22 protein-coding genes and 1 pseudogene are annotated in these 20,483 nt (G+C 71.5%); 12 read left to right on the top strand and 11 right to left on the bottom strand.

Annotated elements, in window-relative coordinates:
• Position 1 precedes the first annotated feature (1 nt).
• Entirely contained in the window at positions 2 to 667 is a 666-nt protein-coding gene (locus tag ACZ4VK_RS16940; protein WP_468352908.1) for a hypothetical protein, read from the top strand.
• A 181-nt stretch (positions 668 to 848) separates the two neighbouring features.
• Positions 849 to 1,037 (top strand): annotated as a pseudogene (locus ACZ4VK_RS16935) (ABC transporter ATP-binding protein); the annotation flags it as partial.
• Here ACZ4VK_RS16935 and ACZ4VK_RS16930 read toward each other — a convergent pair.
• On the bottom strand, positions 1,020 to 1,376 hold the full coding sequence (locus ACZ4VK_RS16930) for a DUF1330 domain-containing protein (RefSeq protein WP_468352906.1): 357 nt from the start codon (positions 1,374 to 1,376) through the stop codon (positions 1,020 to 1,022). The pseudogene ACZ4VK_RS16935 and the gene ACZ4VK_RS16930 sit on opposite strands and share 18 nt — an antisense overlap.
• Positions 1,377 to 1,493: 117 nt before the next feature.
• Entirely contained in the window at positions 1,494 to 2,546 is a 1,053-nt protein-coding gene (locus tag ACZ4VK_RS16925) for an NAD(P)-dependent alcohol dehydrogenase (RefSeq protein WP_468352904.1), read from the bottom strand.
• 128 nt (positions 2,547 to 2,674) lie between these two features.
• On the opposite strand from ACZ4VK_RS16925, the gene ACZ4VK_RS16920 reads away from it, so the two are divergent.
• The gene (locus ACZ4VK_RS16920) at positions 2,675 to 3,529 is read left to right on the top strand and encodes a helix-turn-helix domain-containing protein (RefSeq protein ID WP_468352902.1); all 855 of its coding nucleotides are present in this window, start codon (positions 2,675 to 2,677) and stop codon (positions 3,527 to 3,529) included.
• A gap of 84 nt (positions 3,530 to 3,613) precedes the next feature.
• Here ACZ4VK_RS16920 and ACZ4VK_RS16915 read toward each other — a convergent pair whose 3' ends face one another.
• Together ACZ4VK_RS16915 and ACZ4VK_RS16910 are read right to left on the bottom strand one after the other, a co-directional pair.
• On the bottom strand, positions 3,614 to 4,885 hold the full coding sequence (locus ACZ4VK_RS16915; RefSeq protein ID WP_468352900.1) for a L,D-transpeptidase: 1,272 nt from the start codon (positions 4,883 to 4,885) through the stop codon (positions 3,614 to 3,616).
• A 238-nt stretch (positions 4,886 to 5,123) separates the two neighbouring features.
• On the bottom strand, positions 5,124 to 5,465 hold the full coding sequence (locus ACZ4VK_RS16910; RefSeq protein ID WP_468352898.1) for a hypothetical protein: 342 nt from the start codon (positions 5,463 to 5,465) through the stop codon (positions 5,124 to 5,126).
• A 111-nt stretch (positions 5,466 to 5,576) separates the two neighbouring features.
• Between ACZ4VK_RS16910 and ACZ4VK_RS16905 the strand changes: the two genes are divergently transcribed.
• Positions 5,577 to 5,846 carry an LPXTG cell wall anchor domain-containing protein gene (locus tag ACZ4VK_RS16905; RefSeq protein ID WP_468352896.1) on the top strand — a complete coding sequence of 90 codons (270 nt, stop codon included), beginning with the start codon at positions 5,577 to 5,579 and terminating at the stop codon, positions 5,844 to 5,846.
• A gap of 87 nt (positions 5,847 to 5,933) precedes the next feature.
• On the opposite strand, the gene hutH is transcribed toward ACZ4VK_RS16905, so the two are convergent.
• Positions 5,934 to 7,478, bottom strand: a complete 1,545-nt coding sequence (gene hutH / locus ACZ4VK_RS16900) for a histidine ammonia-lyase (protein ID WP_468353298.1) — start codon at positions 7,476 to 7,478, stop codon at positions 5,934 to 5,936.
• 1,364 nt (positions 7,479 to 8,842) lie between these two features.
• Here hutH and ACZ4VK_RS16895 point away from each other — a divergent pair.
• From ACZ4VK_RS16895 to ACZ4VK_RS16885, 3 genes are all read left to right on the top strand, one after another.
• Positions 8,843 to 9,097 (top strand): hypothetical protein, encoded by a 255-nt coding sequence (locus tag ACZ4VK_RS16895; RefSeq protein ID WP_468352894.1) that lies wholly within the window; start codon positions 8,843 to 8,845, stop codon positions 9,095 to 9,097.
• Between the two features lie 115 nt (positions 9,098 to 9,212).
• Complete coding sequence (locus ACZ4VK_RS16890; RefSeq protein WP_468352892.1) at positions 9,213 to 9,608, top strand: MarR family winged helix-turn-helix transcriptional regulator; 396 nt, start codon at positions 9,213 to 9,215, stop codon at positions 9,606 to 9,608.
• A 108-nt stretch (positions 9,609 to 9,716) separates the two neighbouring features.
• Complete coding sequence (locus ACZ4VK_RS16885; protein ID WP_468352890.1) at positions 9,717 to 10,313, top strand: hypothetical protein; 597 nt, start codon at positions 9,717 to 9,719, stop codon at positions 10,311 to 10,313.
• 64 nt (positions 10,314 to 10,377) lie between these two features.
• Here the strand turns inward: ACZ4VK_RS16885 and ACZ4VK_RS16880 are convergent, their stop codons facing one another.
• The 5 genes from ACZ4VK_RS16880 to ACZ4VK_RS16860 form a co-directional block, all read right to left on the bottom strand.
• Positions 10,378 to 10,668, bottom strand: coding sequence for a hypothetical protein (locus tag ACZ4VK_RS16880; protein ID WP_468352888.1), 291 nt, complete (start codon positions 10,666 to 10,668; stop codon positions 10,378 to 10,380).
• Positions 10,669 to 10,861: 193 nt separating this feature from the next.
• Entirely contained in the window at positions 10,862 to 11,998 is a 1,137-nt protein-coding gene (locus tag ACZ4VK_RS16875; protein WP_468352886.1) for a GGDEF domain-containing protein, read from the bottom strand.
• A 98-nt stretch (positions 11,999 to 12,096) separates the two neighbouring features.
• Positions 12,097 to 12,891, bottom strand: a complete 795-nt coding sequence (locus ACZ4VK_RS16870) for an enoyl-CoA hydratase/isomerase family protein (RefSeq protein ID WP_468352884.1) — start codon at positions 12,889 to 12,891, stop codon at positions 12,097 to 12,099.
• Positions 12,892 to 12,958: 67 nt separating this feature from the next.
• Positions 12,959 to 14,098, bottom strand: coding sequence for an adenylate/guanylate cyclase domain-containing protein (locus ACZ4VK_RS16865; protein ID WP_468352882.1), 1,140 nt, complete (start codon positions 14,096 to 14,098; stop codon positions 12,959 to 12,961).
• Between the two features lie 324 nt (positions 14,099 to 14,422).
• A complete protein-coding gene (locus ACZ4VK_RS16860; RefSeq protein WP_468352880.1) occupies positions 14,423 to 15,268 on the bottom strand; it encodes a biotin--[acetyl-CoA-carboxylase] ligase in 846 nt (281 codons plus the stop codon).
• A 134-nt stretch (positions 15,269 to 15,402) separates the two neighbouring features.
• Here ACZ4VK_RS16860 and ACZ4VK_RS16855 point away from each other — a divergent pair, with 134 nt between their 5' ends.
• Positions 15,403 to 16,995 carry an acyl-CoA carboxylase subunit beta gene (locus ACZ4VK_RS16855; protein ID WP_468352879.1) on the top strand — a complete coding sequence of 531 codons (1,593 nt, stop codon included), beginning with the start codon at positions 15,403 to 15,405 and terminating at the stop codon, positions 16,993 to 16,995.
• A gap of 27 nt (positions 16,996 to 17,022) precedes the next feature.
• Entirely contained in the window at positions 17,023 to 17,235 is a 213-nt protein-coding gene (locus ACZ4VK_RS16850; protein ID WP_329282336.1) for an acyl-CoA carboxylase subunit epsilon, read from the top strand.
• A 59-nt stretch (positions 17,236 to 17,294) separates the two neighbouring features.
• Here ACZ4VK_RS16850 and ACZ4VK_RS16845 read toward each other — a convergent pair whose 3' ends face one another.
• Positions 17,295 to 18,671, bottom strand: a complete 1,377-nt coding sequence (locus ACZ4VK_RS16845; protein ID WP_468352877.1) for an MFS transporter — start codon at positions 18,669 to 18,671, stop codon at positions 17,295 to 17,297.
• Positions 18,672 to 18,708: 37 nt separating this feature from the next.
• Here ACZ4VK_RS16845 and ACZ4VK_RS16840 point away from each other — a divergent pair, with 37 nt between their 5' ends.
• The 3 genes from ACZ4VK_RS16840 (at position 18,709) to ACZ4VK_RS16830 (ending at position 20,444) form a co-directional block, all read left to right on the top strand.
• Positions 18,709 to 19,377, top strand: coding sequence for a TetR/AcrR family transcriptional regulator (locus ACZ4VK_RS16840; protein ID WP_468352875.1), 669 nt, complete (start codon positions 18,709 to 18,711; stop codon positions 19,375 to 19,377).
• 71 nt (positions 19,378 to 19,448) lie between these two features.
• Positions 19,449 to 19,577 carry a morphogenic membrane protein MmpB gene (gene mmpB / locus ACZ4VK_RS16835; protein ID WP_468352873.1) on the top strand — a complete coding sequence of 43 codons (129 nt, stop codon included), beginning with the start codon at positions 19,449 to 19,451 and terminating at the stop codon, positions 19,575 to 19,577.
• 261 nt (positions 19,578 to 19,838) lie between these two features.
• A complete protein-coding gene (locus ACZ4VK_RS16830; protein WP_468352871.1) occupies positions 19,839 to 20,444 on the top strand; it encodes a nucleoside triphosphate pyrophosphatase in 606 nt (201 codons plus the stop codon).
• Positions 20,445 to 20,483 lie beyond the last annotated feature (39 nt).

Here is a 20,483-nt window from a genome sequence, read left to right as displayed (position 1 = left end):
CGTGAGCTTCCGCACCTACGCGCGCGGGGTGCGTGACGAACAGTCGCCTCCCGCCCGACGGCACAGTGCGCTGAGACGTGCCGTCGGGCAGTACTGCCCCCTCGGCTTCCACGCGACGTGGGCCTACGTCGCCGCGACGGCGCTCCCTTCGCCGGACCTCCGGAGCGACACCGAGGCCCTGCTGCGCGCGCTCGACACGCTGGAGGCGAGCCGCGCGGCGCGGCTCGCGGAGGTGGCCGCCTTCGCCACCCGCCGCCGCGTGGAGAAGGCGGCCGGCCGCCGAACTCCCCGAGGCGGGCCCGCCACACCGCAGTGGCGCCCCCACTGGCCCACGGAGACAGCGCCCTCCCGCCTCGGGCTCGTCGCCGCCGTGGCGAACCGCCACGCGGCCTTCCTGCGGTCGCCCCCGTCAGCCACCCTCGCCGGTGACGATGGCGAGGCCCTGCGACTCGCGGAGCTGTACGGCCGTCTCGACGCCTGCGCAAAGGCCTGGCTCACCGCCCTCGGGCGCCCGGACGACACGACACGCGAGGAGCTCGCCGGCATCATCACCGGCATCCGGAACCACGTCCGTCCGGGCTACGCGCCGCTGAACATGTGCCTCCTGCCGTGGCTGCGCTTCGCGGACCTGCTGGCCTATGCCACGGCGGTTCCCTCCGGCCGGTAGTTCGGTGTCGCCCGGCTCGCCCAGACGCTCGCCGAGACCTTCGGCCTCGGACCCGACCACACCGTGCGGGACGCCGTCGACGCGGCGCTCGCCCAACTCCGCGCGATGGAAAGGGAGATGCGTGCCGCCGAGGAGCGTCTCGGCACCGCCACGCCCGAGGAGCTCCTCGCCTACGGCGAGCGTGACCCGGCCGGCCGATCTGCTCGTCCTCGACGAGCCGACCAACCATGTGGCGCTCTCTCTGGTGGAGGAGTCGGAGGCGGCCCTCGCCGCCTTCGCGGGCGCGGTCGTCGCGGTCTCCCACGACGGCCGCTTCCGCGCGGGCTTCGGCGGCACACGCCTTGAGCTGCGCTCAGGCCGTGCCGTCTGACGCGGCACGCAGCGCCGCGACGGTCGTCATCGGGTCGTAGCCCTCCGGTACCCCGTCGATCAGGAGGATGTCCCCGGCCATGTGCCGGGTGCGCAGGGGGATCAGGGCCCGGTAGGGCTCGGAGTCGTACCAGGCCCGGGCGTCCTCGTACGTCGGGAAGCCGATGATCACGAGGGCGCCGGGCCACTCGCCCTCCTTGACCTCCCGTTCGGGCGCTCCGTGGACGAGGAAGCGGCCGCCGAAGGGGTCGAGGGTGCCCTGGATGCGTTCCATGTAGGCGAGGACCTCCTCGTGGAGGGCGGGCTTCGGCTGCAGGTTTCCGATGGCGTATGCGGTCATGACGCAAGCGTGCCGGGCATGACCTCCGGGGTCGATTACCCCGGAGGTCATGCCCGGTAGGCCCGGGAGGCCGTGCCCGGAGGTCATGTCCCGGAGCTCACGCCCCGGCGGCCCGCGTCAGATCGTCGACGCGTCGATCACGAAGCGGTAGCGCACGTCGCTCGCGAGGACCCGCTCGTACGCCTCGTTGATCCGGTCCGCGTCGATCACCTCGATCTCCGCCCCCAGGCCGTGCTCCGCGCAGAAGTCGAGCATCTCCTGCGTCTCGGCGATGCCGCCGATCATCGAGCCCGCGAGGGTCTTGCGGCCGCCGATGAGGGAGAAGAGGTTGAGCGCGACGGGCTCCTCGGGCGCGCCCACGTTCACCAGCGCGCCGTCCGTCTTGACCAGGCTCAGGTACGCGCCGAAGTCCAGCGGCGCCGAGACCGTCGAGATCACCAGGTCGAAGGTGCCGGCGAGCTCGGTGAAGGTCTCCGGGTCGCTCGTCGCGTAGAAGTGGTCGGCGCCGAGCTTCAGGCCGTCCTCCTGCTTCTTCAGTGACTGGCTGAGGACGGTGACCTCCGCTCCGAGCGCGTGGGCGATCTTGACGCCCATGTGGCCGAGGCCGCCGAGGCCGACGATCGCGACCTTCTTGCCGGGGCCGGCCTGCCAGTGGGCGAGCGGCGAGTAGAGGGTGATGCCGGCGCAGAGGAGCGGCGCGGCCTCGTCGAGGGCGACGCCCTCGGGGATGCGCAGGGTGTAGTTCTCGTCGACGACGATGTGGCTGGAGTAGCCGCCGTAGGTCGGCTCGCCGTTCTTGTCGAGGGCGTTGTACGTGCCGGTCATGCCCTGGGTGCAGTACTGCTCCAGGCCCTGCAGGCAGTACTCGCACGTGCGGCACGAGTCCACGAAGCAGCCGACGCCGACCCGGTCGCCCACCTGGAACCTCGTCACGCCGGGGCCGACCTCGGCGACGATGCCGGCGATCTCGTGGCCAGGGACCATCGGGAAGATGCCCTCGCCCCAGCCGTCGCGCGCCTGGTGGATGTCGGAGTGGCAGATGCCGGCGTACTTGATGTCGATGAGGACGTCGTGCTCACCGACGGCCCGGCGCGGCACGGTGGTGCGCTCCAGGGGGGCGTTGGCGGCGGGTGCGGCGTAGGCGGGGACGGTGGTCACGTTCGTGGTCATGCCCTCAGCCTGCCGGAGAGCCCGGACATCACCCAGCCACCTGTCGTGCCTACGACCGGTGTGCCTACCACTGGCAGGGACAGGTTCGCCTGCCCGTGTGGTCGTACGACCTGGGATAATCGGGCTGCATGGATCTCAGTGCCGAACTCAGTGAATTCCTGCGCTCGCGCCGGGCCAGGCTGAAGCCGGAGGACGTGGGCCTGCCCGAGTTCGGGCGGCATCGCCGCGTGCCGGGGCTGCGCCGGGAGGAGCTCGCGCAACTGGCCGGTGTCTCGGTCGCGTACTACACGCGGCTCGAGCAGGGCAACGGCCGCAACGTGTCCATGGAGGTCCTCGACTCCATCGCGCGGGCGTTGCGGCTGAGCGACGTCGAGCGGGACCACCTCACACGGCTGGCCAAGCCGGCGCCCGGGCGGAAGCGGCCGCCGCGGACCCAGCGCCTGCGGCCGGGGATCCAGCAGTTGATGGACGCGATGGTCGGGGTGCCCGCGTACGTCGTGGGGCGGCGCACGGATGTCCTCGGGTTCAACCGCATGGCCACCGCCCTGTTCGGCGACGTCACCAGGCTGCCCCCCGAGGAGCGCAACATCGCCCGGCTTCTCTTCCTCGGCGACAGCGGCTGCCGGGACGTGTTCGTCGACTGGGAGCAGAAGGCGTGCGAGGTGGTCAGCTATCTGCGGGTGGCCGCGGTGCGTCACCCGGACGATCCTCAGCTGTCGGCGCTGGTCGGCGAGCTGTCGGTGAAGAGCGAGCCGTTCAGGACTCTGTGGGCGGCACATCATGTGAAGGACAAGGGGCACGGCGCCAAGCGGCTCCACCATCCGCTGGTGGGTGAGCTGACCCTGTGGTGCGAGACGCTGATCGTGGCCGACGATCAGGAGCAGGCCCTGATCACCTTCCACGCGGAGCCGGGGTCGCCTTCGGAGGAGGCCCTGCGACTCCTTGCCAGCTGGGGTGCGGACGACACGGTCGCCGTCCGGTGACGAGAACGGCGGCCCCTCCGGGCGAGAACGGCGGCCCTCTCCGGGATGGAGGGGGCCGCCGTCTTCGTACGACTACAGGTCGGATCAGGCCGCCGAGCCGGCCTTCCAGTCCGCCCAGCTCATGTTCCAGCCGTTGAGGCCGTTGTCGGGGGCGATCGTCTTGTCCTTGGAGTTCTCGACGATCACGACGTCGCCGACGATCGAGTGGTCGTAGAGCCAGGCGGCCGACTGGTTCGGGTCGCCCGCGCCCTTGACGTCGTTGAGACCCACGCAGCCGTGGCTCGTGTTGGCGGAGCCGAAGATCGAGTCCGGGCCCCAGTAGTTGCCGTGGATGAACGTGCCCGACGTGGACAGGCGCATCGCGTGCGGCACGTCCTTGATGTCGTACTCGCCCTTGCCGTCGTCGTCGGTGAAGCCGACGGTGGCGCCGTTCATCCGGGTCTCCTTGAACTTCTCGGAGATCACCATCTGACCGTTGTACGTCGGGTTCTCCGGGGAGCCGGCGGAGATCGGGATGGTCTTGATCGTCTTGCCGTCCTGGGTGACCGTCATGGTCTTGGTCTCGACGTCGACGGTGGAGACCTGGTTGCGGCCGATCTTGAACGTGACGGTCTTCTGCTGGACGCCGAAGACACCGTCGGCGCCCTCGACGCCGTCGAGGTCGAGCTTGAGGGTGACGGTGGAGCCCTCGGTCCAGTAGTCCTCGGGGCGGAAGTCGAGGCGCTGGCTGTTGAACCAGTGCCCGACGACCTCCTGGCCGGTGCTGGACGTGACGGTGATGCCGCCCTGGACGGCCTTCTTGTCGGTGATCGCCTTGTTGAAGTTGATCGAGACCGGCATGCCGACGCCGACGGTCGAACCGTCCTCGGGCGTGAAGTTGCCGATGAAGCTGTTGGCCTTGGAGACGGTGGTGAACGAGGAGTTCTCGTGCGCCTCCAGGCCCTCCGCGTCGACGGCGGTGGCGGTGATCTTGTAGACCGTTGCCCGCTCCAGCTGCTCGCTCGGCTTCCAGCTGAGGCCGTCGGCCGCTATCTCGCCCTTGACCTCGGTGCCCTCGGCGGAGGTCATGGTGACCTCGGTGAGCTTGCCGTCGGCGACGGTGACCTTGGCGTCGTTGTTGATGGACGCGTTCTGCGTGCCGCTCCTGGGCGCGATGGTGATCTGCGCCGTGGACGTCTTGGCCGCCTCGACGGCCTCGTCGACCTGAGCCTGTGACGTTGGTGTCGCGGATCCGGAAGCGCTGCCGCCCTTGTCGCCGTCGTTGCACGCCGAGAGCACCATGACGCCGCCGAGCACCGCGGCCGCGACCGCCAGGCTCCTGCGGCGCTTGCCGTCCGTCTTCACACGCATCTCCATCGTCGCCGATTCCCTGCCAACACTTACCTGAATACCCATGACACCCCGTCCGGTTCCTGAACCGGACGGTATGTGGGGAACACCACTGATCGACACGCACGGTCGGTGCGTCCGGTTCCCGGGGCCAGGCAAAAGGCCCCGGGACGGCGTCCCGGGGCCTTTGTGCGGGCCGGCCACCCGACTTCAGGCCGGGAGGCTTCCCGGCCTACGCCGGGCCTCGCGGCCGGTGGACCATGCCCTACGGCCGGTCGTCGTCGTCTTCCTCCGCCCCATCTTCCTCGCCGAGGTCCCACTCCAGCGCATCGGGGTCGCACTCGACCTCCTCGCTGCTCCAGGAGGCCTGGACCATCTCGATGCCGGGGACGTCGCGGATCAGGTCGAAGGGCTCGACGAGGTAGGCGAGGGCCTCGGCGCTGTCGTCGCGCGCGGCGGCCCGGGCGTGCACCCGCTCCTCCTCCGGCATGAACTCGTCGGCGCCGATCCGGGCCTCCGCGGCCTCGGCGAGCTCGGCCGGACCGTCGATCTCCAGAACCACATCGACGCGAAGGCGTACATAGCGTGCTGTCTCAGAAGTGCTCATGGGTCGGAGCGTAGGTGCCACGAGGCCTCGGCTTTCCCGCGACCCGCTGTGTTCATTAGCATCGGCGCACCGACCAATTCGCGGTTTCCGCAAGGGGGATCCGACATTTCCGTGCCCGCTGCCCGACGCCGACTGCTGACCGCGACCACCGCGGGGACGCTGCTGTGCGCCCTGTGGTTCGTACCGTCCGCGAACGCCACCGACGAGCGGAGCGGGGTACGCGTCGGAGTGGTCCAGGACGCGCCCCCGGGGGACGGCGGGAGCCTCGCGGAGACCGGGGGCCGGGACACCACGTCGTACCTGCTGGGCGGGACGGGCTTCCTGGGCGTCGGCGCGGCTTTCGTGGCGCTCGCGATGCGCCGCAGGGGCCGCGCCTCCTGAGACCGGCGGCGTACGGGGTCGGGGCTGCCGGAGACGCCGAGGCGCGCGGGCCCGGGGTCGGGTCCCGCGCGCCGGCGGTGGTGGGTGTCAGGCCAGCGGGCCGGTGACCGGCTCCACGGCGGCGACCAGCTTCCCTTCCCGTACGAAGGTGTCCGCGGCGGCCAGGTCGGGGGCGAGGAACCGGTCGGGACCCGGGCCCTCGACGCCCGCCGCGCGCAGGGCGGCGATGGCGGCCTGGGAGGCGGGGGCCGGGGTGAGGCCCTCGCGGAGCTCGACGCCGCGGGTGGCGGCGTACAGCTCGACGGCGATGATCCGGTTGAGGTTGCCGATCGCGGTGCGCAGCTTGCGGGCGGCGGACCAGCCCATGGAGACGTGGTCCTCCTGCATCGCGGAGGACGGGATGGAGTCGGCGGAGGCCGGGACGGCGAGCCGCTTCATCTCGCTGACCAGGGCGGCCTGCGTGTACTGGGCGATCATCAGGCCCGAGTCGACGCCGGCGTCCTCGGCGAGGAAGGGCGGCAGACCGTGGGAGCGGTTCTTGTCGAGGAGCCGGTCGGTGCGGCGCTCGGCGATGGAGCCGAGGTCGGCGGCGGCGATGGCGAGGAAGTCGAGGACGTACGCGACGGGGGCGCCGTGGAAGTTGCCGTTGGAGCGGACCTGGCCGTCGGCGAGGACGACGGGGTTGTCGACGGCGGCGGCGAGCTCGCGCTCGGCGACGAGGCGGGCGTGCGCCATGGTGTCGCGGCCGGCGCCGGCGACCTGCGGGGCGCAGCGCACCGAGTAGGCGTCCTGGACGCGGGGGGCCTCGCCGGCCTGGGCGTGGCCGGTGAGGCCGGAGCCCTTGAGGACGGCCAGCATGTTGGCGGCGGAGGCGGCCTGGCCGGGGTGGGGGCGGATGGAGTGCAGCTCGGGTTCGAGGACCTTCTCGGTGCCGAGGAGGGCTTCGAGGGAGAGCGCGGCGGTGATGTCGGCCGACTTGTAGAGGGTGTCGAGGTCGGCGAGGGCCATGATCAGCATGCCGAGCATGCCGTCGGTGCCGTTGAGGAGGGCGAGACCCTCCTTCTCCTTGAGGGCGACGGGGGCGATGCCGTGGGCGGCGAGCAGTTCGCCGGCGGGCTTCAGCTCGCCGTCGGGGCCTTCGGCGTCCCCCTCGCCCATGAGGGCGAGGGCGCAGTGGGAGAGCGGGGCGAGGTCGCCGGAGCAGCCGAGGGAGCCGTACTCGTGCACGACCGGGGTGATGCCCGCGTTGAGGACGTCGACCATGGTCTGCGCGACCTCGGGGCGGACGCCGGTGTGCCCGGAGGCGAGCGTCTTGAGGCGGAGGAACATCAGGGCGCGCACGACTTCGCGCTCGACGCGGGGGCCCATGCCGGCGGCGTGGGAGCGGACGATGTTCCGCTGGAGCTGGGCGCGGAGGTCGTGGCTGATATGCCGGGTGGCGAGCGCGCCGAAGCCGGTGGAGACCCCGTAGACGGGCTCGGGCTTGGCGGCGAGCGCGTCGATGACCTCTCGGGCGGCGGCGAGCGCCTGCACGGCGTCGTCCGACAGCTCGACGCGGGCGCCGTGGCGGGCGACGTCGATGACGTCCTGCGGGGTCGTGCCGGACGTGCCGAGGACGACGACTGTCTGCATATCCATATTCAGCACCCTACGGATTGAAGACCGACCTGTCACTAGGTGACTTCGTCACGACCCGGACGCGGGACGGACCCTTACCGTTCCGATGATGGGTGATGGAGGGTGAGTCTGCTGGGTGGGGGGCGGGGTGCGGTGGGGGCGACCGGTGGCGGGTGGGGGTCTTGGGGATGCGGGCGCGGTGGGAGTGCGGGTCTTGGGGTCCTGGGGGTGGGCCGGGTTGGTTGGCTTCTGGTGGGACCGCCCTCTTTCCGAGAGTCGCTCCTTCCGGCGATGCGTCAAGGGCGCCTGCCGGCGTCGCTTCGCGATGGGCTGCGCCCACCCTTGACCCACCGCCTCCAGGAGCGAAAGACCTCTCGGAGGGCGGTCCGGGGGCGGGGTCCACGCCGAGCCCCGGGCAGTCCGCGCGCATCGCGTGCGGGAGGCGGGCCGGTGGGTGGGGGCTGGGTTCGTTGCCGGGGCGGGAGGGGCTGTTTCTGTCGGCTCGGGGTGCGCGGCAGTTGAATGGGGCCGCCGGGCTCGGCTCAGCGACCGGAGGTCGGTGAGTGGCGGGGATTCAGGCCCCGCTGGTCGCTCTGGGTGGGTGGGGCGTGGATACGTGCATGCTACTTGCGGTAACCGGCAAGGAGTCGACCCCCAAAGGGGGTAAATCGCCCACTCGGGCGAAGTTACCGTGAGAAACTTCCCCAGGCAGTCCCCCACCACCCACTCAGACAGACCAGCGGGGCCTGAATCCCAGCCCACCGACGGCCGTGACTCGCCTAGCGTCGCCGGGCCGCCCCATTCAACAACCGCGCACCCCGAACCCACTGGCCTGCGCCCACCGGCACAGGCCAATAGCCAAGCCCCCACCCACCGGCCCGACACAGCCAACCCCTCCGCTACCGATGCCCGGCCTCGCCGCCACCCGCAAACCCGACAGGCGCCTACGGCGCGCAACAAACTGGGGCGCCCCCGCGTGGACCCGTCCCCCGGGCCGCCCTCCGAGTGTGAAAAGGCGGCCTCCGCCGCCGTGTCAAGGGTGGGCGCAGCCCATCGGCGAAGCCGACTTGCCCTTGACGCGGCGGTGGAGGCCGCCACACTCGGAAAGAGCGCGGCCGCACCCGCACCCTCCCGACACGACGACCCCCAGAACCCTCCCCTTACGAGCCCCAAGCCCCAACCCGCCCCAGCACCCCAAGGCTCCGCTCCAGCGGATCCACCGAGGTGGAGTCGGGTGCCGGCACCTCCGGCCCAAACGGGCTCCCCGGCGCCATGCGGGCCTCCCCCCTCGGCACCGCCTCCGCGATCGGGAGCGCCACGGCCAGGACCTCGGGCCCAACGGCGTACGGCAGTCCGAGACTTCGGGCTACGTCCCACCCGTGCACCACGTAGTCGACGAGGTGGAATCCCACGGCCCGTTCGGGCGGAACGTGCGGTCCCGGCTGAACTCCGGCAGGACGAAGGCCTGGTCCGGCCCCTCCACGGCCGCGAACGCGGCCACCACCCCCTCCGCCGCCACGCCGTACCGCTCAGGCTCAGACTCGGGGTCGGACGCGTCCGAGCCCGCCAAGGGGCGGATCTCCCAGTGCGCCAACTCCCGCCCCTCACCCCGCGCAGCCGCGGCGAACCCGTGATGCTGGGCAACGGGTATTTTCTTCGCCATGGCCGAGAGCAACGCCGAGAACCCCGGCGAAACCACCGCCCCCCCACCCCCAGCCCGACCCCCGCCCCCGCCCCGACCTCGCCGCGATGGTCGTCCCGCTCGGCCGTGCCCTGATCGCCGCCGAGCAGCCGGTTCTCGACGCGCACGGCCTGACCATGTGGGCGTACACGGTCCTCCTCCACCTCGACGAGAAGCCCATCCGCACCCAGGCAGCACTCGCCGAGGCGATCCGGGCGGACAAGACCCGGATCATCCCCGTACTCGACGACCTGGAGGCGCGGGCGCTGCTGCGCCGCCAGCCCGACCCGGCGGACCGGCGGGCCCGGCTGCTCTCCCTCACCGCCGAAGGCCGCCGCCTCCGAGACAGCGCGCAGTCCGCGATCCAGGAAGGCGAGGAACGTCTGCTCGCCGAACTACCCACCGCCGACCGCGAGGGGTTCTTCCGAGGGCTGCGCGCCCTGTACGAGCGCAGCCGGCCTTAGAGCCCGTAGCCCGTACAGACAGGTGCGTGTTGGCGCCACGGATCACCAGCTGTCAGAGGCGCCTCCTACCCTTCGAGGTGTCATCTTGGGCAACGAGAGGATTCACCTGTGTTCGACGAGCGGTTGAAGGAGTTCTCCCGGGATCGGCTGGGCGGACATCCCGTGCCCGAGGACGTGCGGATCCTGGCGAAAGCTCAGCGGGAAGGGCGCGGACACCCCTTCGAGCAGTTCGGCATCACCCTCTTGGAGCCCAGTGCCCCACACCCGCTGACCGACACCCGTTATCTCGGCGAGAACGAGCGGGCCGATCCCGACATCATGGCCAACTGCGCGGCGTCCGAGCAGATGGCCGAGCACCTGAAGGCCGTGGCCCAGGACGAGGACGGCAACTTCTACGGATTCTGGCTGCACCCGCAGCAGCGGGCGAACCAGCAGCCGCCCCCGGTCATCAAGGTCGACACGGAGTTGACGTACTGGGAACTGGGCGGTCGCACCTTCTCCGAAGCCTGCCTGTACGACATCGCTTTCGACGATGACGAGCTATTCGCGCAGGTGGCCGCAGAGCTCGCGCGGCTGCGCATCCCCATTCCCGTCAGCTCCCGCGAGGACCTCGACGAACCGTCCGCCGACCCCGCCCCGGAAGACATGCACAGACGGCTCTACTACGCCGAGCGGGAGAGGCTCCGCCTACCGTCACAGGGATGATCATTCGCCCGGCGATTCAGCATGCAACATGAACGTTTCTTCGAGATCGCTTCTCCGGGATCCCTTACTCGACGAGGGCGTCCAGGCGAGCCGAGGAGGATCGTTTTTCCTGACTGATTTCCCGGCCATCCGATGTTCCACGGCCCCCGGTCCAGATCGCCTCGATCCCGAGCGGACGGTAGCCGTCCCCATTCGACCAGGTCGACAAGGAGCTGGAACGTTCCTGCACGTGAGCAGGACGGGCAGGGACGGGCGACCCCTTCCGCTCGATACCGCCGAGGCGCCGCTCGAATTCGGCCTGGAGCCGGTTCATGGTGTCGAGGAATTCCTCAAGCGGAATGCTTCCCTCGTACATGTACTCCTCGTTTCACGAATGATTCTTCTGCGCCATTGCAGACGCAGTCTCGAAAGTATTCAAATTCGAAACAAAACGGGCTTGCCGTTGTCGCACCCCGCACAACGATCTCCCCCCTCAAAAGGAATGCGGCATTCGGGTGACACCGCCCGTCCCGTGTCCCGCGTCCCGTATCCCGCACCCCGTGGTGGCCTCAAGCCGTGTCCGGTGGTGGTCCCACCGGCGGCGCGTCCCTGAAGCGGCGGCGGTCGCGGGCGCCGGGGGGAGCGTCGGCGAGGCGGACGACCGTGCCGTCGCGGCCCGCCACCACCGGCTTCGTCGAGCGGGCCGCCTTGGCCTGGTACTGGGCCGCGTCGGCGAGCCGGAAGAGGCGGCGGGCCGACTTGAGCGGGCCGATGGGGTCGCCGGTGGACGCGACCCCGCAGGCGACGCCCTCCCCGAGCTCCAGCTCCGCCGCCCGTACGCAGAGTTCCTCGGCGACCGCGACCACCTCGTCGGCCGTCGGGCCGACCGTCAGGAGGCAGAACTCGTCGCCGCCGAGGCGGGCCGCGAGGGCGCCGGGGAGCATGGCGCCGCACCGGGAGAGGACGGAGCCGAAGCGTTCGAGGAGGCGGTCGCCGACCGCGTGGCCGTGGGTGTCGTTGACGCGCTTGAGGCCATTGAGGTCGCAGACCATCAGGCTGACGACGGAGCCGTCCGCCCGGTAGCGCTCGATGGCCTCGTCCAGGCGGGTGTCGACGGCCCGCCGGTTGGCGAGGCCGGTCAGGGGGTCGGTGAAGGCGAGTTTGCGGACCTCCTCCAGGCGTTCGGCCTGGGCGATGCCGGCCGCGACGACCGCGGAGAGCACGGTCGCGAAGTCGGCGTCCGCACGGGTGAAAGGTTTCGCCGCAGGCGGGCGGGCCACGTACAGCTCGCCCCACGCCCGCCCGTGCAGCACGATCGGGGCGACCACACAGCAGCCCCGGCCCCGCCTGCGCAGCCCGGTCACCCGGCCGGTCGACACGGGATCCCTCGCGGTCTCCACCCAGGCGTCCGGCTCGCCGCCGCCCGCCCACTGCTCGTGCAGGAACTCGGTGATCTCAGGGAACTGGTACACCGGATACGTCTCCGAGTCCGGGAACTCCTCCTCCCCCACGGCCCGCTCCCCCGCGTTCACCAGGACCTTCAGGCGGCCGTGGTCCCGCTCCCAGACCGACAGGGCGGCGAAGCTCCCGTCGAGCCCGTCGCAGGACCCGAGCGCCGCCGCCCGCCAGAACTCGCGTGGAGTGTGCGCCGCCGCCATCCCCTGCGCCAGCGCCACTACGGCCCGCAGCCGCCCGTCCTCACCCATTCCTCCACCTTAGGGAGGTTTGACCCGTTTTCCCTTCCGAGACGTCACAGTAAGTGACATTTAGTGCAAAATGATAGGAATGACCGGCCGGACCGGTGTCACTCGCCGGGCCAGTTCGGCTTCCGCTTCTCGTTGAACGCGGCCACGCCCTCCGCCCGGTCCCCCGAGAAGGCCACCGAACGCCAGGCCGCGTCCTCGACCTCGAGTCCCGCCCGCAGGTCGAGGCCCTGACCAAGCCGCATGGCCCTCTTCGCGGCGCGCAGGCCCACCGGCGAGTTGGCCGCGATCCGGCCCGCGAGCTCCAGGGCGGCCGTCCGCGCGTCCTCCTCCAGGAGGTCGACGAGCCCCAGTTCGCGGGCCTCCGCCGCCTCCACCCGGCGGGCCGTGAAGACCAGCTCGGCGGCGCGCGCCGCGCCCACCCGGCGCGGCAGCAGCTGCGTACCGCCGCCGCCGGGGATGACGCCCACGGAGACCTCGGGGAGGCCGACCACGGCGGTCGCGTCCGCCACGATCACGTCGCAGGCGAGGGCCAGCTCGAAGCCGCCGCCGAGGGCGAAGCCGTGCACGGCGGCGACGGTCGGCATCGGAAGCTCCAGGACGCCGGTGTAGGCGGCACGGGCGGTCGGCCGCTGGCGGACCAGCTCGGCGTCGGTGAAGGAGTTGCGCTCCTTGAGGTCGGCTCCCACGCAGAAGGCGCGGTCGTTCGACGAGGTGAGGACGGTGACGCGGACCGAGGGGTCGGCGGCGAGGGCCTCGCAGGCGGCGCCGAGGGAGCGGGCCATCTCGGAGGAGACGGCGTTCATCGCCTTGGGCCGATCGAGGACCAGCTCGGCGACGTGCCCGCCCCCGTCCTTCCTGACCACCACGAACTCACCGAAGCGCTGCTCGGACATGACCGCACACCCTCCCGACCAAGACCCGCCCGTTAACGGCTGTTAACCGGCGTTCACGGGAGCGATCCTAAGTCGGGCGGCGGGTCAGGAGCCAGGGTTCGACGACGCCGAGACCACGGACCGGGCGCTGCCACATCGGCTGGAGCGCGAAGCGGTACGTGGCGACCTTGCGACCCTCCTTCTCCGCGCGGGCCGCGAGCTCCGCCGCCTCCGCCTCCGAGACGGGCGCCTCGCCCGTCCTGGACAGCTCCTCCGCGAGCGCGCCGTCCACGAGGACGGCGTCCTTCGGCGCTATCGAGGTGAGGCGGCTCGCCAGGTTCACGGTGGTGCCGAAGACGTCGCCCATGCGGGTCGTCACGGTGCCGAAGGCGATGCCCACGCGGAGGGCGGGCATCGTCTCGTCGTGGCCGAGGGTCTCGATCAGGCGCAGCGCGATCTCGGCGGCCGTGCCGGCGTCGTCCGCCGCGTAGAGCACCTCGTCGCCGAGGGTCTTGATGAGGCGCCCGCCGTGGGCGGCGACCAGGTCGGCGCAGGTCGTCTCGAAGGCCTCGACCAGTTCGCCGAGCTCCTCCTCCTCCAGGCGGCGGGTGAGCCGGGTGAAGCCGACGAGGTCCGCGAAGCCGACCGCGAGCCGCCGGTCGACCATCTCCTCGTCGTCGGCCGCCTGCACGACCCGGCCGGTGGCGGCGGCGAGCTGCCTCCGCCAGACGTAGATCAGGAACTCCTCCAGCTCGGGCAGGAGCAGCTCGACGAGGGGGTACGTGACCTCCGTACGGGTCATGCCGGGCTCGGGCGGCTCGGTGAGGCCTTCGAGGAACGAGTCGATCTGCCACTCGGCGAGCCGGGCGGTGGTCTGTCCGGTGGAACGGGCGACCTGCACGGCCATCGGCTCGCTGAGCAGCCCGGCCTCGACGAGGCCGGCGAGCCGGCGCAGCGCGAGGACGTCGGCCTCGGTGAGCGCCTTGGCCTGGCCGATGTCGGCGAAGCCCATGGCGCGCCAGAAGCGGGAGGCGAGCTCCATGGAGACGCCGGCGGTGCGGGCGGCCTGGAACGGCGTGTAGCGGCGGTCGGCGCCGAGGATGAGCTGTTCGAGGCGGATGGCGAGCGGATCGTCGGTCGGCTCGGCCGTGTGGTCGACCTCGTGGTGGGGGGTGGGGTACGTGGGAGGCTCGGGCGTGTCGCCCTTGTTCTCGTCGTCGACGGTCACCGGCCGCCTCCTGCCCGTTCCCTGCCCACTTGCCCTGCCGATCTGTCGCCTGGATCGCGCTCCACGATACGGCAGGTGTGGAATGGCTCACGCGCGAACGCTGCCGCGTGGGTGCGGGGCGCGGGTTGTTCGGGCCCTTCCGGACGCGGGCCCCCGTCGGGTTGCGGGCCCTACCCGGCCTGGGCCCTCTGGGCGGACGACGTGGGGGCGCGGCGCGCTGTGGGGGTGTGCCCACCCGTTCCTCCCCCAAGGACTTCGTCCAGGGGGGACCCCCACGGCGGAACGATTGCCCACACCTGGGCAGCAGCCCCCCGCCCCCACCTGCTAGGTCCGGAGATGCACGATGTCGCCCGCTCCCACCGCTTCCGTGCCGCCGCCCTCCGTGGCGACCACCAGGCGGCCGTCGCCGTCCAGGGCCACGGCCTCTCCCTCCAGCATGCGCTCGCCCGGCAGGTCGGCCCTGACCCGGCGGCCGAGGGTCGCGCAGCCGGCCGCGTACGCCGCCTGGAGTCCGGAGGCCTCGGGGTCGCCGTCGGCCCGTACCCAGTCGCCGTACCACTGGGCGAGGGAGCGCAGGACGGCCCGCAGGAGGGTGTCGCGGTCGGTGGAGACCGCGTCGGCGAGGAGGAGGGAGCCGGCTCCGGGGACGGGGAGTTCGTCCTCACGGAGGGTGACGTTGATGCCGAGTCCGACGACGACGCCGTCCGCGCCGGCCCGCTCGGCGAGGATGCCGCCGGTCTTGCGTTCCTCGCCGCCGACGGAAACAAGGAGGTCGTTGGGCCACTTGAGGGACATGTCGACTCCGGCGGCCTTCGCGAGGCCGGTCGCGGCGGCCACGCCGGTGAGCAGCGGGAGCCAGCCCCAGCGGTGGACGGGCACGTCCGGCTTGAGGAGGACGGAGAGGAAGAGGCCGGAGCGGGCGGGCGCCGTCCAGCTGCGGTCGAGGCGGCCACGGCCCGAGGTCTGCTCCTCGGCGACGAGCACGGCGCCCTCGGGGAGGTCGTCGGCGCGGGCGGTGAGGTCGCTGTTGGTCGATCCTGTGGTGGTGACCACGTCGAACGAGGTCCACAGGCCGTCGGGGAGGACGAGGGCGCGGCGCAGGGCGGCGGCGTTCAGCGGGGGCCGGTCGAGGTCGGACCAGGGTCCGCCGGAGCCTTGTGAGGACGTCATGCAAGCCAGAGTAGGTGTGGCAAAGACCGCAGTGCCGAACCGTATCGGCGTCGATACGCTACGGCTCAGTAGCTGTGCACTAGCCCATTCGTAGTCAACGAACCCCCCGTGACCAGGCAGGGAGCCGCATCCCGATGTCCGAGCCGGCAGAGCAGTACGAGATCGACATTCACACGACCGCAGGCAAGATCGCGGACCTCAAGCGCCGTATCGACGAGGCCACCCACGCCGGCTCGGAGCGTGCGGTGGAGAAGCAGCACGCGAAGGGCAAGCTGACCGCGCGCGAACGGATCGCCCTCCTCCTCGACGAGGGATCGTTCGTCGAGCTGGACGAACTGGCCCGGCACCGGTCGACCAATTTCGGCCTGGAGAAGAACCGGCCGTACGGAGACGGTGTCGTCACCGGCTACGGCACGGTGGACGGGCGTCCGGTGGCCGTCTTCTCGCAGGACTTCACGGTCTTCGGCGGGGCGCTCGGCGAGACGTACGGCCAGAAGATCATCAAGGTGATGGACTTCGCCCTGAAGACGGGCTGCCCGGTCGTCGGCATCAACGACTCCGGCGGCGCCCGCATCCAGGAGGGTGTGAGCGCGCTCGGCATGTACGGCGAGATCTTCCGCCGCAACACCCACGCCTCCGGGGTGATCCCGCAGATCTCCCTGGTCGTCGGGCCGTGCGCGGGCGGTGCGGTGTACTCGCCCGCGATCACCGACTTCACGGTGATGGTGGACCAGACCTCGCACATGTTCATCACGGGTCCTGACGTCATCAAGACGGTGACCGGCGAGGACGTGGGCTTCGAGGAGCTGGGCGGTGCCAGGACGCACAACGCGACCTCGGGCGTGGCGCACCACATGGCGGGGGACGAGAAGGACGCCATCGAGTACGTGAAGTCCCTCCTGTCGTACCTTCCGTCGAACAACCTCTCCGAGGCGCCGGCCTTCCCCGAGGTCGCGGAGACCGACGTGACGGACGAGGACCGGGAGCTCGACACGCTGATCCCGGACTCGGCGAACCAGCCGTACGACATGCACCGGGTCATCGAGCACGTCCTGGACGACGGCGAGTTCCTGGAGACGCAAGCGCTGTTCGCGCCGAACATCCTGACGGGCTTCGGCCGCGTCGAGGGCTTCCCGGTGGGTGTGGTCGCGAACCAGCCGATGCAGTTCGCGGGCTGCCTGGACATCGACGCGTCCGAGAAGGCCGCGCGGTTCCTCCGCACCTGCGACGCCTTCAACATCCCGGTGCTCACCTTCGTGGACGTGCCGGGCTTCCTGCCGGGCGTGGACCAGGAGTACGGCGGCATCATCCGGCGCGGCGCGAAGCTGATCTACGCGTACGCGGAGGCCACGGTCCCGCTGATCACGGTCATCACGCGGAAGGCCTTCGGCGGCGCGTACGACGTCATGGGTTCCAAGCACCTCGGCGCGGACCTGAACCTGGCGTGGCCGACGGCGCAGATCGCGGTCATGGGCGCGCAGGGCGCGGTGAACATCCTGCACCGCCGCACGATCGCGGCGGCGGAGGACCAGGAGGCCGAGCGGGCGCGGCTGATCCGGGAGTACGAGGACACGCTCCTCAACCCGTACACGGCGGCCGAGCGCGGTTACATCGACGGGGTGATCCTGCCGTCGGACACGCGCCCGCAGATCGTGAAGGGGCTGCGTCAGCTGCGGACGAAGCGGGAATCCCTGCCTCCGAAGAAGCACGGCAACATCCCGCTCTAAGCCCTCCAGGACCTCGAAGGAGTCGTTGTGATCAAGGTCGTACGAGGAAACCCGACCCCGGAGGAGCTGGCCGCCGCACTGGCGGTGGTTCAGGCCCGGGCCGCGGCCACGGCGGCGGCGTCCGCCGAGGGCGGCGGCCCGGCGGTACCGGAGGGGTGGTCGGACCCCTCCCGCATCGCGCGGTCGGTACGGCCACGTCCCGGGCCGCGGGCCTGGGCCAGGTCGTACTGGCCCGTGTAGTCGTCGCACGGTGAAAGGCCGGACCCTCTCGGGAGGGTCCGGCCTTTCGCGCGTCCCGGTCACGTACGGCGCAGGAAGACGCCGGCCAGGACCGCTCCGACGGCGACGATCGCGGCGTTGACGAGGACCGCGAGGCCGATGCCGTCGAGGAGCACGGGAGCGGTGACGACGACGGCGCTCATGATCGGCGTGCCCATGGTGATGCCGATCTGCTGGGTCATGGTCGCGATTCCCGTCGCCGTGCCCTGTTCGTGGTCGGGGATGCCGGAGGTGGCGGTGACCATGAAGCCGACGATCGCGAGCATGTTGCCGACGCCGCCCGCGAAGGTCGCGGCGAGCAGCAGTCCGAGGCTGCCCCGGTCGTCGCCGAGTCCGTAGAGGGCGAGGGTCGCGGCGGCCTGGAGGAGCCCGCCGGCGACGAGCGCGGTACGGGCGCTGTAGCGGCCGATGAAGCGGGAGGCGAACACCCCGCCGAGGACGGTGCCGGCGCCGAGGACGCCGAAGGAGAGCCCGGCGGCGAGCGGGGAGAAGCCCAGGACGTCCTGGAGGTAGAGCGTCATCAGGAAGACCAGCGAGGTCTCGGTGACGAAGGCGACGAGCCCGGCGAGGTTGCCCCAGACGACGGTGCGGCGGGTGAGGATCCGTACGGGCACGAGGGGCGAGGCGGAGCGCCGCTCCACGAACCAGAAGGCGACGAGCAGGGCGACTCCGGCGACGAGGGCCAGGGGTTCGGTGGTCAGCCCGTAGACGAGGGCGAGGAGACCCGCGGTGACGGTGATCGCGCCGGGGACGTCGAGGCGGGGCCGGACGGCCGGGCGGCTCTCCTTGAGGACGATCGGGGCGACGACGAGGACGGCGAGGGCCACCGGCACGTTGACGAGGAAGGCCCACCGCCAGGACAGCAGGTCGGTGAGGACGCCGCCGAGGATCGCGCCGGTGGTGAAGCCCGCGGACATCAGGGCGCCGTTGAGACCGAGCGCGCGGGCGCGCAGCGGGCCCTCGGGGAAGGAGGAGGTCAGGAGGGAGAGGCCGGCGGGGGTGACGGCGGCGGTGGCGAGGCCCTGGGCGACGCGGGCGGCCATCAGGACTTCGGGGCTGGTGGCGAGGCCACCGACGAGGGAGGAGACGCCGAGGAGGGCCATGCCGCCGAGGAAGAGCCGGCGGCGTCCGACGAGGTCGGCGACGCGCCCGAAGAGGAGGGTGAAGCCGGCGGCGGCGAGGGCGAAGGCGGTGGCGATCCACTGGAGTCCGCCGAGGGTGAATCCGAGTCCCTGGCCGATGACGGGCAGGGCGACGTTCAGGATCGAGAAGTCGACGGCCAGCATGAACTGGGCGACGAGGAGGACGACGAGGACGAGCCGCATCCGGCCGGTCATCCGGGTGTCCGGGTGTTCGGTGGGTGTGGGCGTGGCGGTGGGGAGATCCAGGGCAACCATGAGCACGACTCCTTAATGGGAGACTCGTTCCGTTAAGATGTCCCGTACCGTAGCAGAGTCGATGGAGTTAATGGAACAGGAGACCCGTTTGCCTGAGAGCCAGCCGGCCTCGCCCGGCACCCTGCGCCCCGGCGGCCGTACCGCGAAGGTCCGCAGGGCCGTCCTCGACGCCACCCAGGACGCCCTCGCCGAGAGCGGCTTCCACGCCCTCAACATGGACCGGATCGCCGCGAGCGCCGGCGTCGGCAAGACCACCGTGTACCGCCGCTGGGGCTCCCCCGTCGGCCTGGTCACCGACCTCCTGCACGACATGGCCGAGCAGTCGCTGCCCGCCTCCGACACCGGCAGCCTCGCGGGCGACCTGCGCGCCAACGCCGAGCTCGTACGGGCCACCCTCACCGAGCCGCGGATGGGCGCCGTCTTCCGCGCGGTCATCGCCGCGGCCGCCTGCGACGAGGAGTGCGCCCGCGCCCTCGGGGCCTTCTACCGGACCCGGCTCGACGAGTGGGCCCCCGTCGTCGCCAAGGGCGCGGCGCGCGGCGAGATCCCGGCGGACACCGACCCCGTCGAGCTGCTCCGCGCCGTCTCCGCGCCGCTCTACTACCGCTTCACGGTCACCCGCGAGGAGCTCACCGGGGCCGTGGCGGAACGGGCGGTCACGGCGGCGCTCGCGGCGGCGCGGGACGGGGTGTTCCTCCGCGAATAGTCCTTCGGCACCGGGGCGCCTGAGTATCCGTACTCAGGCGCACCACCCGCCCCGGCCGCAGGATCGGAGGCATGCTGTGGTCCGATCCGAAGAATCAGCCGCCGAAGTTCATGCGCGACATGCAGGCGATGCTCCGCCGCGCGGGCGTGCTGCTGGCCCTGGCGATGGTGGTCGCGATGTTCGTGGCGAGCGCGCGCTAGGGGGTGTCTTGTCGATCAGGCCGGATCAGGGAGCGGCGTCTGGTGCCGTGCCTCGCAAGGCGGAGGAGGGAGGCAACGCGGAGCGTTGTCGACCGACGACAACGCGGCGAGGTGCGGCACCAGGCGTCGCGAGCCCGGCCTGATCGGCAAGACACCCCCTAGGGCCTGTCCCGCCGATCAGGCCGGATCGGCGGGCGGCTTGCCGATCGAGCCGGGCTCGCCGCGGCGCCCCCCGGCCGCCGCACTGGCTACGCTGCCCCCATGACTGCTGATCCGCGCCGTGTCGTGCTCGCCTCCGCCTCCCCCGCCCGGCTCGGCCTGCTCCGGCAGGCCGGTCTCGCCCCGGAGGTGATCGTGAGCGGGGTCGACGAGGACAAGGTCCACGCCCCGACCCCGGCCGAGCTCGCGCTGGCCCTCGCGGAGGCGAAGGCCGCCCATGTGGCCGCCCGCCCCGAGGTGTTCGGCGCCCTGGTCATCGGCTGCGACTCGGTCCTCGAGCTCGACAAGCAGGCCCTCGGCAAGCCGGCCGACGCCGAGGAGGCCACCGCCCGCTGGAAGTCGATGCGCGGCCGGGTCGGCGTCCTCCAGACCGGTCACTGCGTGTACGACACGGCCGCCAAGCGCTTCGAGTCGGCGACGGCCTCCACCGTGGTCCGCTTCGGCGAGCCGACGGACGAGGAGATCGCGGCGTACGTGGCGAGCGGCGAACCGCTGCACGTGGCGGGCGCGTTCACCCTGGACGGGCGCTCGGCGCCGTTCATCGACGGCATCGACGGGGACCCGGGCAATGTGATCGGCCTGTCGCTGCCGCTGCTGCGCACGCTCCTCGGGAAGCTGGGCGTGCGGATCACCGACCTCTGGGTCTGAGCCCACCGTGCGCCGCGGGGCGAGGAGTTGCGCGGCCGC

The organism is Streptomyces sp. NPDC028711 (assembly GCF_055565415.1).
Note: the sequence above shows the minus strand (reverse complement) of the source record. Positions and strands in the feature narration are given on the sequence as shown.

Bases quoted from the DNA above. Each gene is read 5' to 3' on its own strand.
- ACZ4VK_RS16880 (WP_468352888.1), bottom strand. From the start codon at position 10,668: ATGTACGAGGGAAGCATTCCGCTTGAGGAATTCCTCGACACCATGAAC.
- hutH (WP_468353298.1), bottom strand. From the start codon at position 7,478: ATGCAGACAGTCGTCGTCCTCGGCACGTCCGGCACGACCCCGCAGGAC.
- mmpB (WP_468352873.1), top strand. From the start codon at position 19,449: ATGCTGTGGTCCGATCCGAAGAATCAGCCGCCGAAGTTCATGCGCGAC.
- ACZ4VK_RS16845 (WP_468352877.1), bottom strand. From the start codon at position 18,671: ATGGTTGCCCTGGATCTCCCCACCGCCACGCCCACACCCACCGAACAC.
- ACZ4VK_RS16855 (WP_468352879.1), top strand. From the start codon at position 15,403: ATGTCCGAGCCGGCAGAGCAGTACGAGATCGACATTCACACGACCGCA.
- ACZ4VK_RS16890 (WP_468352892.1), top strand. From the start codon at position 9,213: ATGGTCGTCCCGCTCGGCCGTGCCCTGATCGCCGCCGAGCAGCCGGTT.
- ACZ4VK_RS16830 (WP_468352871.1), top strand. From the start codon at position 19,839: ATGACTGCTGATCCGCGCCGTGTCGTGCTCGCCTCCGCCTCCCCCGCC.
- ACZ4VK_RS16910 (WP_468352898.1), bottom strand. From the start codon at position 5,465: ATGAGCACTTCTGAGACAGCACGCTATGTACGCCTTCGCGTCGATGTG.
- ACZ4VK_RS16920 (WP_468352902.1), top strand. From the start codon at position 2,675: ATGGATCTCAGTGCCGAACTCAGTGAATTCCTGCGCTCGCGCCGGGCC.
- ACZ4VK_RS16875 (WP_468352886.1), bottom strand. From the start codon at position 11,998: ATGGGTGAGGACGGGCGGCTGCGGGCCGTAGTGGCGCTGGCGCAGGGG.
- ACZ4VK_RS16915 (WP_468352900.1), bottom strand. From the start codon at position 4,885: ATGGAGATGCGTGTGAAGACGGACGGCAAGCGCCGCAGGAGCCTGGCG.
- ACZ4VK_RS16925 (WP_468352904.1), bottom strand. From the start codon at position 2,546: ATGACCACGAACGTGACCACCGTCCCCGCCTACGCCGCACCCGCCGCC.
- ACZ4VK_RS16870 (WP_468352884.1), bottom strand. From the start codon at position 12,891: ATGTCCGAGCAGCGCTTCGGTGAGTTCGTGGTGGTCAGGAAGGACGGG.
- ACZ4VK_RS16930 (WP_468352906.1), bottom strand. From the start codon at position 1,376: ATGACCGCATACGCCATCGGAAACCTGCAGCCGAAGCCCGCCCTCCAC.
- ACZ4VK_RS16860 (WP_468352880.1), bottom strand. From the start codon at position 15,268: ATGACGTCCTCACAAGGCTCCGGCGGACCCTGGTCCGACCTCGACCGG.
- ACZ4VK_RS16840 (WP_468352875.1), top strand. From the start codon at position 18,709: ATGTCCCGTACCGTAGCAGAGTCGATGGAGTTAATGGAACAGGAGACC.